This is a genomic window from Nocardia sp. NPDC006044 (assembly GCF_042871115.1).
GTDB lineage: Bacteria > Actinomycetota > Actinomycetes > Mycobacteriales > Mycobacteriaceae > Nocardia.
This window is the reverse complement of the sequence record NZ_JBIAID010000001.1, coordinates 931,251-946,707: the sequence shown is the minus strand read 5'-3', so window position 1 is coordinate 946,707 and position 15,457 is coordinate 931,251. Positions and strand designations below refer to the sequence as shown.

The window sequence follows — 15,457 nt, the reverse complement described above, 5'->3', positions numbered from 1 at the left end:
CGGACATTTGTGATCGGACACACAAACTAGAGCGTGCGCAGGCCACATCAAGGTAATCGTGGCCGGGCCGTGCAGAACCGCTTCGATGCTGGTCAGGACGTAGTAGGCATTGACCGTCCGGCCGTCACCGCTGTGCGAGAGACCGACGCCGGGCGCCCAGTTGGCATCTTCGACGATGGTCCAGCTCGGGTCGCCGGAGCCGGTTGCGGCGACGCGCGGATCGGACGGCCGAAGAGCATCCGCGTGACGACGCGGGCAAAGGTGAGATGACCGGCAATCGCGCTGCGGGAGATGGCGAGTGACCAGACGGTTTCGGTGGTCGCGGGGGCGGGCTCGCGGCGAGCGAAGCGGTCGGCGAGCCAGTCGATCATCACCGGGAGGGCGAGGTATTGCAGGAGCAGATGGGTGCTGAGGCGGTCGCGAAGATAGCGCACGTGGGCTCCCGCGGCGGTGTAGCGGGCGACGTGGGCATCGACATCGGCGACCGCGATGACCTCGTCGTAGACACCCTGTAGGACGAGCATCGGCATGGACGGCGTGCGGCGGCCGGGGTGGATGTCACCCAGAACCCGTTGGAGTTCCGGGGAATCCAGGAGTGCGGTCAGGCCGCCGCGGCAGTGCTTGTCGATGTCGCGGCGGGCGAAGCGGTACAGCAGTGGGAACGTCGCGGTGGTCTCGGTCTGCGCGAGCCAGCCGAGATAGCGGGCGTCCAGGTGGGTGCGCAGGAGCCGGTCGAGGTCGGGATACCCGCGGCGCAGTCCGGCGGTGAAGACGGCGGCGAAGCCGGCGAACAGCGAACCGTTGAGGCGGAGGAACGCCGCGCCCGGGTCGCCGACCGGCGAGGCGGCGACCGCGCCGACGATGTCGAGTTCCGGCGCGTATTCGGCGGCCAGCTCCGCGGCCCACGCGGTGGCCAGGCCGCCGCCCGAATAGCCCCACAGCGCAACGGATGTGGCCGAGCCGAGGCCGAGCGGCGCGAACGCCAGGCTCGCCCGGATCGCGTCGAGCGCACGGTAGCCGGGTTCGCGCGCCACCCCGAACCGGCCCGCGGTTCCCCCGTGATCGGGTACCGACACCGCCCAGCCCCTGGCCAGCGCGCTCACGACCAGGGGCAGCTCCAGTTGCGGAATCGCCCCGGCCGCTCGCGCGCCGCGCCGAAGCGCATAGGAGGGAAGACATTTCGAGGCGACCGCATCGATCGCGCACTGGAACGAGACGAGCGGGCGAGACTCCGCAGGGTCCGCGCCCCAGGGCAACAGCACCGTGGTGACCGCTGCCTCGGGGACGTCGTCGAGGTCGCAGGTCCGATAGAGTAGCTGCCAGGCCGAGATCCGCTGCGGCACAAGGCTGAACAGCGCGATCTCGACCGGCCTGGCGCGGAGGACGGTGCCGGGTGACAGCTGCCCGAGGGCGGGCGGTGGTGTGTAGAACGGATCCGCCTCGGGCAACAACGGATCGGTCGAACGCGGTTCGACGAGGGGACCGATGACACCCGGAGCGGGGTCGGCACTCATGTGTTCATCCTTTCCGTCTGCATCATCGAGGCCCCCGCATGCCCTCCGTCAAAGCTATCCAATTACCTGGTAGGAAAAGAATTGTCGCGGAAGACAATTCGCGCGACGATTCTTCTCCCCCGGATGGTGTTCAGAAACCGCCACCGCCGCCGATCAGCCACGGGTTGAACGCGCACTCCAAGTTCGGATACGCGGCCGGGTCGAGCGCATGCAGCGCTATGGAAGTCGCGCGCGGCGAATACATGATCGTCAGATGATCGGACAGATCCTGCTCGCACCCCGCTTGCAGAGTGATGTTGTCCACCGTGGCACCCGCTCCGGCCCGCAGGAACGACCACTCGTAAGGATTCATCACCTGGTCGAGCCGCGAACCGACGGACGTGTAGTCGACCCCGGAGACGGTGTCCCCCTGGGCGTTCAGCGTCGCGTAGAACGACGAGCCCGCGGCCTGCTGGATATTGGCGACCCCGACGATCGGCTGGTAGAAGCCGAGAATGTCGACGCCGAGGTTGTTGATCATGCGGCCCAGCGTCGCGATGCCCATCAGCGAGGTGCCGTGATAGGTGGCGCCGAAGGAGATCAGCTTGCGCACCTTGTCCGCGCCGCCGTCGAACTTCAGGTACTGATCGGCCACCGTCCCGCCCTGCGAATGCGCGACGATGTCCACCGCCTCGGCACCGGTCGCCGCGCGCACGCGGTCGACGAACTCGCTCAGCTGCCGGGCGGAGTCCTCGATCCGCCCGACGCCGTAACGGCCCGGCAGGATCGGGCCGAGGCCACCGCCGTCGAGCAGCCCCGAACGGCCGAAATTGAAAGCGAACACACAGAATCCGGCCCGCGCCAGGCGCGGCGAGAGGTAGGCGAAGCTGTCGTAGGCGTTCAGCCAGGTGCCGTGCAGCAGCACCACCGGGCGCGGATGTTCCGCGGCCGGGGCGCAATTCCAGCGGTTGGCACCGGGGGGTGCCGCGTCCGGATGGGTGAGACCGTAGGCGAAGGCGGCCAGGTACGCCGACATCTCCGGGCCCTCGCCGAGCGCATCGGAGGCGTGGCTCAGACCCGAACCGCTGCCGGAATCCGCCACCGCCCTGGGTTGCCTGCCATCGGCCGCCGGCGTCAGCCCGGCGCTGATGGCATCGGCGAGCGACTGCTCCGACGGGATGATGCGCGGATCACCGCTCGCCACACCGGAACCGAGGACCGCCGCCACGGTCAACCCGGCGATCATCGCGGCACAGCCGACGGCGCGTCTGGCGTGTTGCGTCAGTGCAAACATTCAATTCACTTCCCATTCGAGCGATTTGCGCGTCCGGGAGCTGAATTACCGACCGCCGCAAGTGTTTCCCGTGTCACAACACGAAGAGAATGTGATGCGCACCATATCGGGATGCTTCGAATCTATGGCCGCGCTGATTCCGATGTCACTGCACGCCGGGGAGAAGAATCCGCGCGGGAAGTTGTTGCCGGAGCCAAACTTCCGGCCGATGCGCCGGTTACCTTGCCGCAAAACCTGTCGTTGGAAACAATCGGCTCATGTCCCTCGCCCTGTCCCCGCCGACCGGTAACGCACCACTGGTCACCCGGCTGCTCACCCGCTGGCCGCAGATCTCCGAACGCATGCTGGCCGCGGGGCTCGGCGCCACCCCGCCCGCCGCGGATCTGCCGGAGGGGCACTTCACCGCCGAGGTGCTACCCGCGATCTACGCGTGCGGCCGGGCGGTCCTGCAGGCCATCGGGGAACAGCGCGAGTTCACCAGGGCACAGGTCGCGGCCTTCGTCGTCCCGGTGGCACAACGGCATGCTGAGGACCGGATTCCGTTGCCGCTGCTGATCGAGGCCATCCACGGCTCCGCGCAATCGGTGCTGCAGGAGGCGGTGGCGCTGGCCACGACGGCGGAGATGCACGACCTGACCGTCATCGGCGGGCGGCTGCTCGACCTGCTGATGCACATCAACATCACCGTGGTCGAGACCTACACCGAGGTCGAACAGTCGATCTACCATGCCGAACGCGAGGCCCGGCGCGCGCTGTGCGCCGCGCTGCTCGGCGGGTTGCCCGCCGAAGAGCTTGCCGCGCGGGCCGATACGGCACTGGCCGAGCGATACACCGTGCTGGCCATCCACATTCGCCACGATGAGCAGCCGAGCACCGTGGCCACGCTCATCAGCAGGCGGCGGATCAGGATCCTGCAACGCGCCCTGGACGGTCTCACCGGCACCACCGCGCTGGCCACCTTCGACGGATCGACCGGAATCGCGTTGCTACCCACCGTCTCCGACGCGGACGCGACCGAGCAGCGCTACGAACACCTGGCCGCGGAACTCGCCGAACAGTTCGGCGTCGCGGTATTCGTGGCCGAATATCGTTCGGTCACCAGGGAATCCGTGCCGCAGACCGCGCGCGAGGCGACCGATCTGGCCGAACTGGCTCGCCTGCTCGGCCGACCGCCGGGCGTCTATCGACTCGATGACTTACTGCTGGAACACCAGCTCACCAGGCCGGGACCCGCGCGAAAGCGGCTGGTCGAGCGGATCGCGCCGATCCTGCCGAGCCCCCATCTGATCGAAGCGCTCGACGCGCACCTGCGCCACGGATCCGACCGCAAAGCGGCCGCCGCCGAGATCCACGTCCACCCCAATACGTTCAGCTATCGCCTGCGCCGCATCGCGGAACTCACCGGTATCGATCCCACCGAGCCGCATGATTCCCGGCTGCTCGCGGCCGCGTTGACGATCCATCGTCTGTGCCCGGCGGCCGACGCGAACGCCACGCCGCCGCCGGGTCACGGGGTCGGCTAGATGACGTGCCAGGCCTGCAACAGGTAGGTGATGTTGGCGGCAATGGACGTCACGACGTTCGCGAGATTCAACGCTGACGAACCCAGATCGATAATCGGCACCGAAATTCCTCCATCAGATGGGACTGCGAAATCCCTTCCAATGTAGTGATCACGGAGCTGCTCTCAGCTGCTCGATCGGCGATCCGCGGAACGGTCCGATGCGTGCACGCGGCGCGAAATATTATGCCCGGCAGGCATTTAAGTGTTTCCTGATGGAACTTTGCCAACCGGTCGGCACGCACTCGTTGTGAGAGAGTTCACCGGAAATTCCGCCACAGCAATCACAGCAGGCACATACCGGAAGAATCGGTCGGCCATCCGACGACCGCCGCGCATCCGAGCGTCACACCTCCTCGCGCCCCCGGCCGGGTAGACCCTGGCGCGCCCACCCCGGCGATTGCCCCTTGCTTTCCGCAGATACGGCAATAAACTGCCATTCGTGTCGAATTTGCGGATCAGTGAGGTGGCGGTGCTGGCGGGTGTCAGCGACGACACCGTGCGGCGATGGATCGATCAGGGCAAGCTCACCGCCATCCAGCTCGGTAACGGGCGCAAGGGCGTGCGCGGCCGGGAACTGGCCGAATTCCTGCAGGCGACCGCGGAGACCCCGGAGCCGGGCGTCACCGTGGCCGCGTCCGCTCGCAACCGGATGCGCGGCATCGTCACGCGGGTGCTCAAGGACACCGTGATGGCGCAGGTCGAGATGCAGGCCGGGCCGTTCCGGCTGGTCTCGCTGCTGAGCCGGGAGTCGGTCGACGAACTCGGGCTCGAGGTCGGCAGCGTCGCGGTGGCGTCGGTCAAGTCGACACATGTCGTAGTGGAGATCCCGGAAAGTTGATGAGGTCGACAATGATTCGTTCGCTGAGTGCCGCCGCCATGGCCGGTGTGGCCGCGCTGACCCTGGTCGGCTGCGGCTCCGACGACAAGTCCGTGCCCGCGGGCACGGACAAGGTCGGCGGCACGGTCACGGTGTTCGCCGCGGCCTCGCTGACCGAGACCTTCACCGAGCTCGGCAAGCAGTTCGAGGCCGCGCACCCCGGCGTCAAGGTGGTCTACAGCTTCGGCGCCAGCTCGGCGCTGGCCGAGCAGATCAACCAGGGCGCCCCGGCCGACGTGTTCGCCTCCGCGGCGCCGAAGAACATGCGGCAGGTGCAGGACAAGGGCGAGGTGACCGGCGCTCCGTTCACTTTTGTCCGCAACCGGCTGGAAATCGCGGTGCCCAAGGGCAACCCCGGCCACATCACCGGCCTGGCCGACTTCGGCAAGACCGAACCGAAGATCGCGCTGTGCGCCGAGCAGGTGCCGTGCGGCGCCGCCGCCAAGACGGTGTTCGAGGCCGCGGGCGTCGACCCGCAGCCCGACACCAGGGAGGCCGACGTGAAGGCGGTGCTGACGAAGGTCAAGCTCGGCGAGGTCGATGCCGCGCTGGTGTACCGGACCGACGTGCTCGCCGCGGGCGCCCAGGTGGAAGGCATCGACTTCCCCGAGGCGGCCCGGGCGATCAACGACTACCCGGTGGCCCCGCTGGCGCACGCGCCCAACCCGGCCACGGCCGCGGCGTTCGTCGACTTCGTGAAGTCCGATCAGGCCAAGACGGTGTTCACGCGGGCGGGATTCGACGCCCCGTGACCCGGGTGCCGCGGCGGCGGACAGCACAGGGACGGCGACCGCTCGTCCTAGTGCTGCCCGCGCTGTGCGCGCTGGCGTTTCTGCTCGTCCCGCTGGCCGGACTGCTGTGGCGGGCGCCGTGGCGGGGCCTGCCGGATCGGCTGTTGAACGCCGAAGTCGGCCGGGCGCTGAGGCTTTCGCTGGAATGCGCGAGTCTCGCGACGGTGCTGTGCCTGGTGTTCGGGGTGCCGTTGGCGTGGTTGCTCGCCCGGGGCGACGTGCCGGGACGCGGGGTGTTGCGGGCGCTGGTCACCGTGCCGCTGGTGCTGCCGCCGGTGGTCGGCGGCGTCGCGCTGTTGCTGGTGCTCGGCCGGCGCGGGTTGATCGGGCGGTACCTGTACGAATGGTTCGGTGTCTCATTGCCTTTCACCACCGCCGGCGTCGTGGTCGCGGAAGCCTTTGTGGCGATGCCGTTTCTGGTGATTTCGGTCGAAGGCGCGCTGCGGGCGGCGGATCCGCGATTCGAGGAGGCGGCGGCGACGCTGGGGGCGTCGCGGTGGCTGACCTTCCGGCGGGTGACGCTGCCCTCCGTCCTGCCCGGTGTGGTGGCGGGCGGGGTGCTGTGCTGGGCGCGGGCGCTCGGCGAATTCGGGGCCACGATCACCTTCGCGGGCAACTTTCCCGGAAAGACGACGACCATGCCGCTGGCGGTCTACCTGGCGCTCGAGGCCGATCCGGAGGATGCGATCGTGCTCAGCCTGGTGTTGCTCACGGTGTCGGTCGCGGTACTGGTCGCGCTGCGGGAGCGCTGGATTCGGGGCGCGGTATGACCCTGGCAGCCGAATTGCGGGTTACCCGAGGTCAATTCGAGCTCGACGTGCACTTGTCCGTGGCGGCGGGTGAAGTCGTCGCCTTGCTCGGGCCGAACGGAGCGGGCAAGACCACGGCGCTGCGGGCGCTCGCCGGGCTCACGCCGCTGACCGGCGGCAGCCTGCGGATCGGCGAAAAGACCTGGGACGCACCGCCGAAGGTGTTCGTGCCCGCCGAGCAGCGCGAGGTGGGCGTCGTCTTCCAGGACTACCTGCTGTTCGGTCATCTGAGCGCGCTGGACAACGTCGCGTTCGGTCTGCGCGCCCGCGGCCGGCGCCGCACCGCCGCGCGCGCCCGCGCCACGGAATGGCTGGACCGGGTCGGGCTGGCCGACCACGTGCACGCCAAACCGCGCGCCCTGTCCGGCGGGCAAGCCCAGCGCGTCGCCCTGGCCCGCGCGCTCGCCACCGAACCCGCGCTGCTGCTGCTGGACGAGCCGCTGGCCGCGCTCGACGCCAGCACCCGCCTGCGCGTGCGTTCGGACCTGGCCCACCACCTCGCCGACTATCCCGGTCACACCGTGCTGGTCACCCACGACCCCCTCGATGCCATGGTGCTGGCGGACCGCCTCGTCATCCTCGAGAACGGCGTCGTCGTCCAGGCGGGTTCCCCCAGCGATGTCGCCCACCGCCCCCGCTCCGACTACGTGGCGAACCTGGTGGGCCTCAACCTCTATCGCGGCACCGCCCACGGCGTCACCGTCGAACTCGACACCGGCGGCACCCTCACCGCCGCCGAGCCCGGCGCCGGTCCCGTGCACATCGCCTTCTCCCCCACCGCCGTCAGCCTGCACCCGGACCAACCCACCGGCAGCCCGCGCAACACCTGGCCGGTCACCATCGCCGGCATCGAACAACACGCCCACACCATCCGCCTCCGGCTCGACGGCGCCCCACCCGTCCTCGCCGACGTCACCCCCGCCACCGTCGCCGACCTACGCCTGCGCCCGGGGCTGCAACTGTGGGCCGCGGTCAAGGCCACCGAAACGCACACCTATCCGGCCTGACTCGGCGGCGGGTGCGAAGACCAGCGGCGGACCTGGCATTCCCTTGCCATCCACAAGCGAATCCGTGTTAACTTAGACGAGAATCGCAACTAACTTAACTGATCGGAGAGGGCTATGAGGTCCGCCGTCATCGTCGATGTCGTTCGTACCCCGTCGGGCAAAGGGAAGGCCGGGGGTGGGTTGTCGGAGGTGCACCCGGCCACCCTGCTGGCCGGGGTGCTGTCGGAATTGGTGGCGCGCAGCGAGCTGGACCCGGCGCTGATCGACGATGTGGTCGGCGGGTGTGTGACGCAGGCCGGGGAGCAGGCGTTCAACATCAGCCGGACGGCCGCGCTGGCGGCCGGGTTCCCGGAGTCGGTGCCGGCGACGACGGTGGACCGGCAGTGCGGATCGAGCCAGCAGGCGGCGCATTTCGCCGCGCAGGGCGTGATTTCGGGCGCGTACAACATCGCGATCGCCTGCGGTGTGGAGTCGATGAGCCGGGCGCCGATGTTCTCCAACGCGCAGGGCAAGGATCCGAATCAGGGACCGCTGGCCCACCGGTATCCGGAAGGGCTTGTGCAGCAAGGGATCGCGGCCGAGGTGATCAGCGCGCGGTGGAAGTTCGACCGGGTCGCGCTCGACGAGTTCGCCGCGCGCTCGCATCGGCTCGCCGCGGAAACGGCTGCGGCAGGCGGGTTCTCGAACGAACTGGTCGCGGCGGGCAGCTTGACCGCGGACGAGACCGTCCGCCCGGCGACTACCGCCGAAGGGCTGGCGGGGCTGAAGCCCGCGTTCGTGGACGAGCGGTTCACCCAGCGGTTCCCGGAGATCGAATGGTCGATCACGCCCGGCAACTCCTCCCCGCTCACCGACGGCGCCTCGGCCGCCTTGATCATGAGCGAGGAAGCGGCGAACAAGCTGGGCCTGCGCCCCCGGGCCCGGTTCCACTCCTTCGCGGTGGTCGGCGACGACCCACTGCTCATGCTCACCGCCGTCATCCCGGCGACCCGCAAGGTCCTGGAACGCGCCGGGCTGGGCATCGACGACATCGACGCCTACGAGGTGAACGAGGCGTTCGCCCCGGTGCCGCTGGTGTGGCAGCAGGGGCTCGGCGCCGATCTCGCCAAGCTGAACCCGCGCGGGGGCGCGATCGCCCTCGGTCACCCCCTCGGCGCCTCCGGCACCCGTATCCTGGCCACCATGGTCAATCATCTCGAGCAGACCGGCGGCCGCTACGGCCTGCAAACCATGTGTGAGGCAGGCGGATTGGCCAACGCGACCATCATCGAGCGCCTCGGATGACGGCGGCCCCGGCCGGCCTCGATCTGCCTGCGCTGCAACGGTATTTCGAGGCGCACGTCCCGCAGACCGCGGGCCCGCTGACCGCCGCCCTGCTGAAGGGCGGCAAATCCAACCTCACCTATCGGCTGAACGACGGGACGAACGACTGGGTGCTGCGCCGCCCGCCGCTAGGCCCGCTCACCCCCACCGCGCACGACATGGCCCGCGAATACCGCATCGTCGCCGCGTTGCAGGACACGAATGTCCCGGTCGCGCAGGCGATCACGTTGTGTGAGGACACCGAGGTGATCGGCGTGCCGTTCGCCGTCGTCGCCTTCGTCGACGGCCACGTCCTATAGGACGGCGACCAGACCGCCGCGCTCACCACCGAGCAGGCGCGCGCCTGCTCGGAAGCGCTCATCGACACCCTGGCCGCACTGCACGCGATCGACTACGCCGCGGTCGGTCTCGCCGAATTCGGCCGCCCCGCCGGATATCTCGCCCGCCAGGTCAAACGCTGGCGCGGTCAGTGGGACCGCGTCGCCACCCGTGAACTCGCCGCCCTCGATCGGCTCACCGACGCCCTGCGCACCGCGCTGCCGGACCAGGTGGCGGAGACCATCGTGCACGGCGACTACCGCCTGGACAACACGATCGTCGACCGCCACGACTTCGGCAAGATCGCCGCCGTGGTCGACTGGGAGATGGCCACGCTGGGCGATCCGCTCGCCGATCTCGGCCTGCTCCAAGTCTATTGGGACGACCGCTGCGAGCCGGTGCTCGGCGTCCGGCACGCGCCGAGCGCCAACAAGGGCTTTCCGTCCGTCGACGAGATCGCCGAACGCTACGCCGCCGCAACCGGTTATCCCCTGGATCACCTGGCGTTCTACCGCGCGCTCGGCTACTTCAAGCTGGCGGTCATCGCGGAGGGCATCCACCAGCGCTTCCTCGCCGGCAAGACGGTGGGCGACGGCTTCGCCACGATCGGCGCGGCCGTTGCGCTGCTGCTCGACGCCGGGTTGGAAAGTCTCGCATGACGATCCGCAGCGCCCTCGTCACCGGGGGCTCCCGCGGCATCGGCGCGGAGGTGGCCCGGCGCCTGGCGAAGGAGGGTTTCCAGCTGACCATCGCCGCCCGCAACCAGGACGTGCTCGACGAGACCGCGGCCCGCCTGCGCGCCGACACCGGCGTCGAGGTGAATCCCGTTGCCGCCCAGATGAACGACCTCGACCAGGTCCGCGCGCTCGTCCAGGCTCACGCCGACCGGTTCGACGGCCTGCACGCACTGGTCCTCAGCGCGGGCACCGGCACCGCGGGCGCCGTCGCGGATATGCCGGTCAAGTCCTACGAGCGAATGCTCGACGTCAACTTCCGCGCGCCGATCACCCTCATCCAGGCCGCGCTTCCCTTGCTGCGCAAGAGCGCTCAGGACGATCCGGAACGCGGCGCGAAGATCATCGCCCTCGCCTCCATCACCGGCGTGGCCGGCGAGGCGGGTCTGGCCGCCTACGGCGCGACCAAGGCCGCCTTGATCTCGCTCTGCGAAACCGTCTCGCTGGAGGAGTCGGCCAACGGCGTCAGCGCGACCGCCATCTCCCCCGGCTACGTCGACACCGACATGACCGCGTGGAAGCGCGAGGTCCTCGACCGGTCGGCCATGCTGAGCACCGGCGACATCGCCGAACTCGTCCTGGCCGTCACCCGGCTGTCCCGCAACGCGGTGGTGCCGAACATCGTGGTCTCCCGCGCGGGCGACCAGCTCTGGCGCGCGTGATCTGAGCCTCAGCCGCCCATCGCGACCCCGCCCCGGAGTTACGCTCCCATAAGCAGTCCGATCAGGCGACGGCGGAGAAAGGGGCCCTGATGGCGAAGGTCTTCCCACACCTCGATGACGCGCTACGCAAGTTCATCGAGGAGCGGCCGATGTTCTTCGTGGCGACCGCACCCGTCGGCGGCGGACGAGTCAACTTGTCGCCCAAGGGTTATCGCGACACCTTCGCGATCCTCGACGACCACACCGTCGCCTACCTCGATCTGTACGGCAGTGGCGCGGAAACCATCGCTCACGTGCGCGAGAACGGCCGCATCACGATCATGTTCTGCTCGTTCACCCGCACCTCGAAGATCCTGCGCCTGTTCGGCACCGGCCGCGTGATCCGCCCCGACTCCGCCGAATTCGAGCCGCTGCGACCGCATTTCGGCCTGCAACACCCCGGCATCCGGGCCGCCATCGTGGTCGACATCGACCGCATCGCCGACTCCTGCGGCTACTCGGTCCCCTACCTCGAACTCGTCGACGAACGCCCCGTGCTCGACGCGCTGCACCGGCGCCGCACCGACGACGACTTCGCCCGCCGCATCGCCGGCGACAACTCGGCCAGTCTCGACGGCCTGCCCGCGCTCGAGCCGGACCACCCGCTACCCTCCGCCATTCCTCGGTAGACACCGCCATTCCCCGGTAGACACCGCGCGCCGATCCCGCCGCACCGGGTTTGCCCTGCGTATGCTCGCCGCCATGCGACTGAGCACCCGCAACCAAATGGACGGCACCGTCATCTCGGTCACCCGCGGCGAGGCCATGGCCGTGGTCCGCGTCCGCCTCGCCGGCGGCGACGAGATCACCTCGTCGATCACCCGCGACGCCGTCGATGACCTCGCGCTCGCCGACGGCGTGCGGGTGAAGGTGCTGATCAAATCGACCGAGGTCACCCTCGGAGTCGAGTAGCCGGCCGGTTACCGCTCGGCCGGCAGCGGCGTCAGTTCCGCCAGCTCCTGCTGCACCAGCCGGTCGTGTGCCGCGGCCTCGGCGGCCGCCTTCTTCGGGTTCCAGTGCCCGGCCATCAGGAAGACGAACGGCAGGAACGCGACCTGGCCGAGCAGGCAGATCCACCACCAGCGCTCCCACTGCCGCGGCGAGTCGGCCTTGGCCTGCTGCACCTGGTTCCCGTGTTCGGCGAGATAGGCCTGGTCCTCGGCCGGGATGGTGCCGACCGCCTGGAGCTGCGCGGCCGCCTGCGCGAGCTTCGGGCCGACGGTGCCGAGGACCGCGAGGTCAGCGGGCGGGATCTGCTGCACGGCGGTCAGCCGGGCGATCGCCTGATCCACCGGGACACCGAACTTCTTCGCCACCTGCCCCACGGCGGCCAGCCCGGCGTTCCCGTCGCCGGGGTTCGCGGCGAGCGCCGCCTGGGTGGCCGGTTCGATGGCCTGCAAGGTCGCGAGTTCCTCGCCGTAGCGAGTGCTGAGCCCGAACGCCGTCTGGATCTCGGCCGGTGACGCGCCGGTCAACTTGGTCAACGCGCTCACCTGCGCGACCGGATCGTTCGGGTTCTTGCCCAGTGCCGCAAGGGTTTCCGGGCCGACCCGCTGAATCGTCGCCAGCTGCGGCCCGTACTTCGCCTGGATCTCTTGCAGTCGCGGCCCGAAGTTGACCAGCGGGCCGGCCGCGTTCACCACCACCAGCAAGCCGAACAGCACGACGGTCACCACACTGCGCAGCGTGCCGCCCCACACCGCGAGTCCCACCGCGGTCGCCGCCGGATTGCGCTCCTCCACGGTCTCGGTGAAGCTCGCCATCCAGGTCGAGTACGCGATGCCCGTGCCGACCGCGATGACGACGAACACCCAGGCGAAGGTGTAGTAGTCCGTGCCCGGCTCATCGGTGTAGCCGATGAACAGGAACATGCCGGCGATGCTGATCAGCGCGCCGACGATCATGAACGGCTTGCGCACCTTCAGATAGTCCGAGGCGATCCCGGCCGCCACCAGCGCGACCGCGTTGGCGGTCCAGTACCAGTTGCCGAGCGCGTTGGCCTTGGCCGGGCTGAAGCCGAAGTTCGTCGCCATGTAGACCGGCAGGAAGGACACGATCGTGTAGAAGAACGCCAGGAACAGGCTGATCGCCAGCGCCGAGCCGACGATGTTGAGCCGCAGCATCTGCCGCCACTGACCCTTTTCCAGCTCGCTCACGTTGAGTCCGCGGGCCCGCGCCTCGATCAGCGCGCGATCACGCAGCGAGACCATGATCTGATCCCGCAGCCGCGGGCTGAGCTCGCGCAGGCCGATCACCGCGATCACCGCGATGACCAGGCAGATCACCCCGCACAGCCGGTAGTGGTACTGCCAATCCGGGTGCGCGTCCAGCGTGCGGGTGGAGATGCCGGTGGTGACCAGCGCGCCGATCACCGGGCCGAGGGTCCAGAAACCCATCGCCGAGGCCCGGCCCAGTTGCGGGGAGAAGTCACGGATCAGCGCGGGTGTCGCCACCAGCACCGCGCCCTCGACGATGCTCACCACCACATAGACGAAGAGGTACTGTTCCTTCGTCGTGGTCGCCGGCACCGCGAACAGGGTCAGCAGCGAACAGATCACCACGCCGTAGGCGACGATGTTCGCCCGGCCCCACCGGTCGAGCACCCCGGCCAGCACCGAGGCGGCCGCGCCGAACGCGGCGCCGATGATGAAGATCCAGACGAAGTAGGCGAACGACAGGTGGAAATAGGCGATCAGCTCATTGCCCACCGCACCGGTGACGAACAACTGGTAGTAGAGCGCGATCGACGCGATGACGACAACGGTCAGATACCAGGATCGGGCGGGGGTATCGGGATAGTGCGGAAGCTTGCGCTGCCACAGGCCGGTGAGAATAGTCGGCGGCGCTGCGGTCGTGGTCGAACTCATGGTCGAGATGCCTTTCTAGCCACGGCATCTCGTCCGGCTCAACTGCGAGCCGGCACGAACGAGCCGGGTGGCCACAGGCTAGTGATCGGCATCACCACGCGCAGGCATTTCGCGGCACGAGACCGAAACGTGTTCTAGTTCGGATTCGTGGGATGAAATTCCTGCGCGCTCGCCGGACGCACCCGAATTCGGCATTTCGAAAGATTGTTCAACCGGGAGTTGACCGTATCCAAATCGGGCCATTGCCTCGGCGGTTCGATCGCCCCGAAATAGCCCGGCGCCTACCGTGATTCACGGTAGGCGCCGGAGACGCGTCAGAGGTACGCGCCGCAGACCGGCCAGGCGCCGGGACCCTGCGTGGCGAGCACGTTCTCCGCGACGCGGATCTGCTCGGCGCGGCTGGCGTTGCTCGGGCTGCCGGTGCCACCGTTGGCCGCCCAGGTGCTCTGGGTGAACTGCAGACCGCCGGAGAAGCCGTTGCCGGTCTCGATGCCCCAGTTGCCACCGCTCTCGCACTGCGCGACGGCGTCCCAGTCGTGGGCCGACGCGGTGGCGGTGGACAGGCCGAACGGTACGGCCACGAGGGCGCCCAGTGCAGCGGTGAAGCCGAGGGCGCGGGTGCTGAACTTGCGGTTATGCGACATGTGTAGTTCCTGCCTGCGCCTACCGGCACGGCACGTACTCGCCGTGTCCCTGCCCCCAGGTGTGTCGGGGATCCTCCAACCGCGGGACAGGGTCACCGGCATTCAGCGGTTCGAGTTCGAGCCCGTCATCGATCGGGCTCCGGCGACGGTAGCGAAGAAGTCGCTGCAAATCACGCCGCGATCACGGAACTATTGCTTAACCGATAGTCGAGGGTTATGCCGTTTATGCATGCCGAGCAGGCAAAAGGAATCGCGTAGACGAACGGTAATTGTTACGTTATGTGCCCGAGATCACTCTCGCATTGTGTCATCGGTCGCACGAGGGCACCCCGACATCCCACTGAGCGGGACAACAATGAGCACTTCGCTGTGCACGCCTCGATTCACGCGTCGCTCTTTCGTGATCAACGCGGGCGCGATCCGCTACTTACCGAGCGCCCGCAGTTGATAAATCCCCTCGGTCTCCGCGACTACTACACCATCGGAATCGGTGACAACGGCGTGCACGGTGAAGTTCGATTTTCCCTTACTCGCGGCCTCTTCGGCGATCCGGGCGATCTCCTCCGCCGGCAGACTCGCCTCCGCGCGCACATCGGTCTTCGCGGGCTTGCGGAAGAAGACGTGCAGATCCTTCACCAGCGGATAGAACTCGGAGTTGTCGAACGTGGCGATCGCGATCGCGCCACCCAGGATCTCCGCCACGGTGAACAGCACCCCCGCGTACATCACGCCGAAGTGGTTCCCGTTGCCCTCGATCGGCACGGTCGTCGCGGCGAATCCGGGCCGCACGTCGACCGCGGTCACCCCCATCCGGTGCGCGACCGGAATGGTGAATTCCAGTGCCCCGTTGACGATTTCCGCGAACGGCGGCGTCTCCAGCTCGTCACTCATCGCACAGCATCCCTTCGCACCGGAGGCGTCGTCGCCTCCCGCGAAGCGTAACGCCCGGCCGAGCGCAAACCCGGTGCGGCGCTGCTCGTCTCACCGGCCGATGCCACGCCAGCACCACCGATGTTGCGTCGTTCTCCCCCGCTA

General features: G+C 68.6%; 13 protein-coding genes and 2 pseudogenes. 10 read left to right on the top strand and 5 right to left on the bottom strand.

The window, feature by feature from the left end:
* Nucleotides 1-92: 92 nt before the first annotated feature.
* Nucleotides 93-1,514, bottom strand: a complete 1,422-nt coding sequence (locus ACFYO1_RS04385; protein WP_387227071.1) for a lipase family protein — start codon at nucleotides 1,512-1,514, stop codon at nucleotides 93-95.
* A gap of 130 nt (nucleotides 1,515-1,644) precedes the next feature.
* Entirely contained in the window at nucleotides 1,645-2,787 is a 1,143-nt protein-coding gene (locus ACFYO1_RS04380) for an esterase/lipase family protein (protein ID WP_387227069.1), read from the bottom strand.
* Between the two features lie 257 nt (nucleotides 2,788-3,044).
* On the opposite strand from ACFYO1_RS04380, the gene ACFYO1_RS04375 reads away from it, so the two are divergent.
* The 10 genes and pseudogenes from ACFYO1_RS04375 to ACFYO1_RS04330 all read left to right on the top strand — a co-directional run bounded on the left by ACFYO1_RS04375 (nucleotide 3,045) and on the right by ACFYO1_RS04330 (nucleotide 11,823).
* Nucleotides 3,045-4,310 carry a PucR family transcriptional regulator gene (locus ACFYO1_RS04375; RefSeq protein WP_387227067.1) on the top strand — a complete coding sequence of 422 codons (1,266 nt, stop codon included), beginning with the start codon at nucleotides 3,045-3,047 and terminating at the stop codon, nucleotides 4,308-4,310.
* A 480-nt stretch (nucleotides 4,311-4,790) separates the two neighbouring features.
* Complete coding sequence (locus ACFYO1_RS04370) at nucleotides 4,791-5,189, top strand: molybdopterin-binding protein (protein ID WP_150407874.1); 399 nt, start codon at nucleotides 4,791-4,793, stop codon at nucleotides 5,187-5,189.
* Between the two features lie 11 nt (nucleotides 5,190-5,200).
* A complete protein-coding gene (gene modA, locus ACFYO1_RS04365) occupies nucleotides 5,201-5,980 on the top strand; it encodes a molybdate ABC transporter substrate-binding protein (RefSeq protein WP_387227065.1) in 780 nt (259 codons plus the stop codon).
* Complete coding sequence (modB, locus tag ACFYO1_RS04360) at nucleotides 5,977-6,789, top strand: molybdate ABC transporter permease subunit (protein ID WP_387227063.1); 813 nt, start codon at nucleotides 5,977-5,979, stop codon at nucleotides 6,787-6,789. Before modA ends, modB begins: the two co-directional genes overlap by 4 nt.
* Entirely contained in the window at nucleotides 6,786-7,835 is a 1,050-nt protein-coding gene (locus ACFYO1_RS04355; RefSeq protein WP_387227060.1) for an ABC transporter ATP-binding protein, read from the top strand. The genes modB and ACFYO1_RS04355 overlap by 4 nt, the downstream gene beginning before the upstream one ends.
* 114 nt (nucleotides 7,836-7,949) lie before the next feature.
* A complete protein-coding gene (locus ACFYO1_RS04350) occupies nucleotides 7,950-9,119 on the top strand; it encodes a thiolase family protein (protein ID WP_387227057.1) in 1,170 nt (389 codons plus the stop codon).
* Nucleotides 9,116-10,135 (top strand): annotated as a pseudogene (locus tag ACFYO1_RS04345) (phosphotransferase family protein). The gene ACFYO1_RS04350 and the pseudogene ACFYO1_RS04345 overlap by 4 nt, the downstream one beginning before the upstream one ends.
* On the top strand, nucleotides 10,132-10,872 hold the full coding sequence (locus ACFYO1_RS04340; protein WP_387227055.1) for an SDR family NAD(P)-dependent oxidoreductase: 741 nt from the start codon (nucleotides 10,132-10,134) through the stop codon (nucleotides 10,870-10,872). Before ACFYO1_RS04345 ends, ACFYO1_RS04340 begins: the two are co-directional and overlap by 4 nt.
* An 89-nt stretch (nucleotides 10,873-10,961) precedes the next feature.
* Entirely contained in the window at nucleotides 10,962-11,540 is a 579-nt protein-coding gene (locus ACFYO1_RS04335) for a pyridoxamine 5'-phosphate oxidase family protein (RefSeq protein WP_387227053.1), read from the top strand.
* A gap of 73 nt (nucleotides 11,541-11,613) precedes the next feature.
* A complete protein-coding gene (locus ACFYO1_RS04330) occupies nucleotides 11,614-11,823 on the top strand; it encodes a molybdopterin-binding protein (protein ID WP_387227050.1) in 210 nt (69 codons plus the stop codon).
* Between the two features lie 8 nt (nucleotides 11,824-11,831).
* Here ACFYO1_RS04330 and ACFYO1_RS04325 read toward each other — a convergent pair whose 3' ends face one another.
* The 3 genes and pseudogenes from ACFYO1_RS04325 to ACFYO1_RS04315 all read right to left on the bottom strand — a co-directional run bounded on the left by ACFYO1_RS04325 (nucleotide 11,832) and on the right by ACFYO1_RS04315 (nucleotide 15,313).
* The gene (locus ACFYO1_RS04325; protein WP_387227048.1) at nucleotides 11,832-13,778 is read right to left on the bottom strand and encodes an MFS transporter; all 1,947 of its coding nucleotides are present in this window, start codon (nucleotides 13,776-13,778) and stop codon (nucleotides 11,832-11,834) included.
* 317 nt (nucleotides 13,779-14,095) lie between these two features.
* Nucleotides 14,096-14,422 (bottom strand): annotated as a pseudogene (locus ACFYO1_RS04320) (transglycosylase family protein); the annotation flags it as partial.
* A gap of 423 nt (nucleotides 14,423-14,845) precedes the next feature.
* Nucleotides 14,846-15,313, bottom strand: a complete 468-nt coding sequence (locus ACFYO1_RS04315; RefSeq protein ID WP_387227045.1) for a PaaI family thioesterase — start codon at nucleotides 15,311-15,313, stop codon at nucleotides 14,846-14,848.
* Nucleotides 15,314-15,457 lie beyond the last annotated feature (144 nt).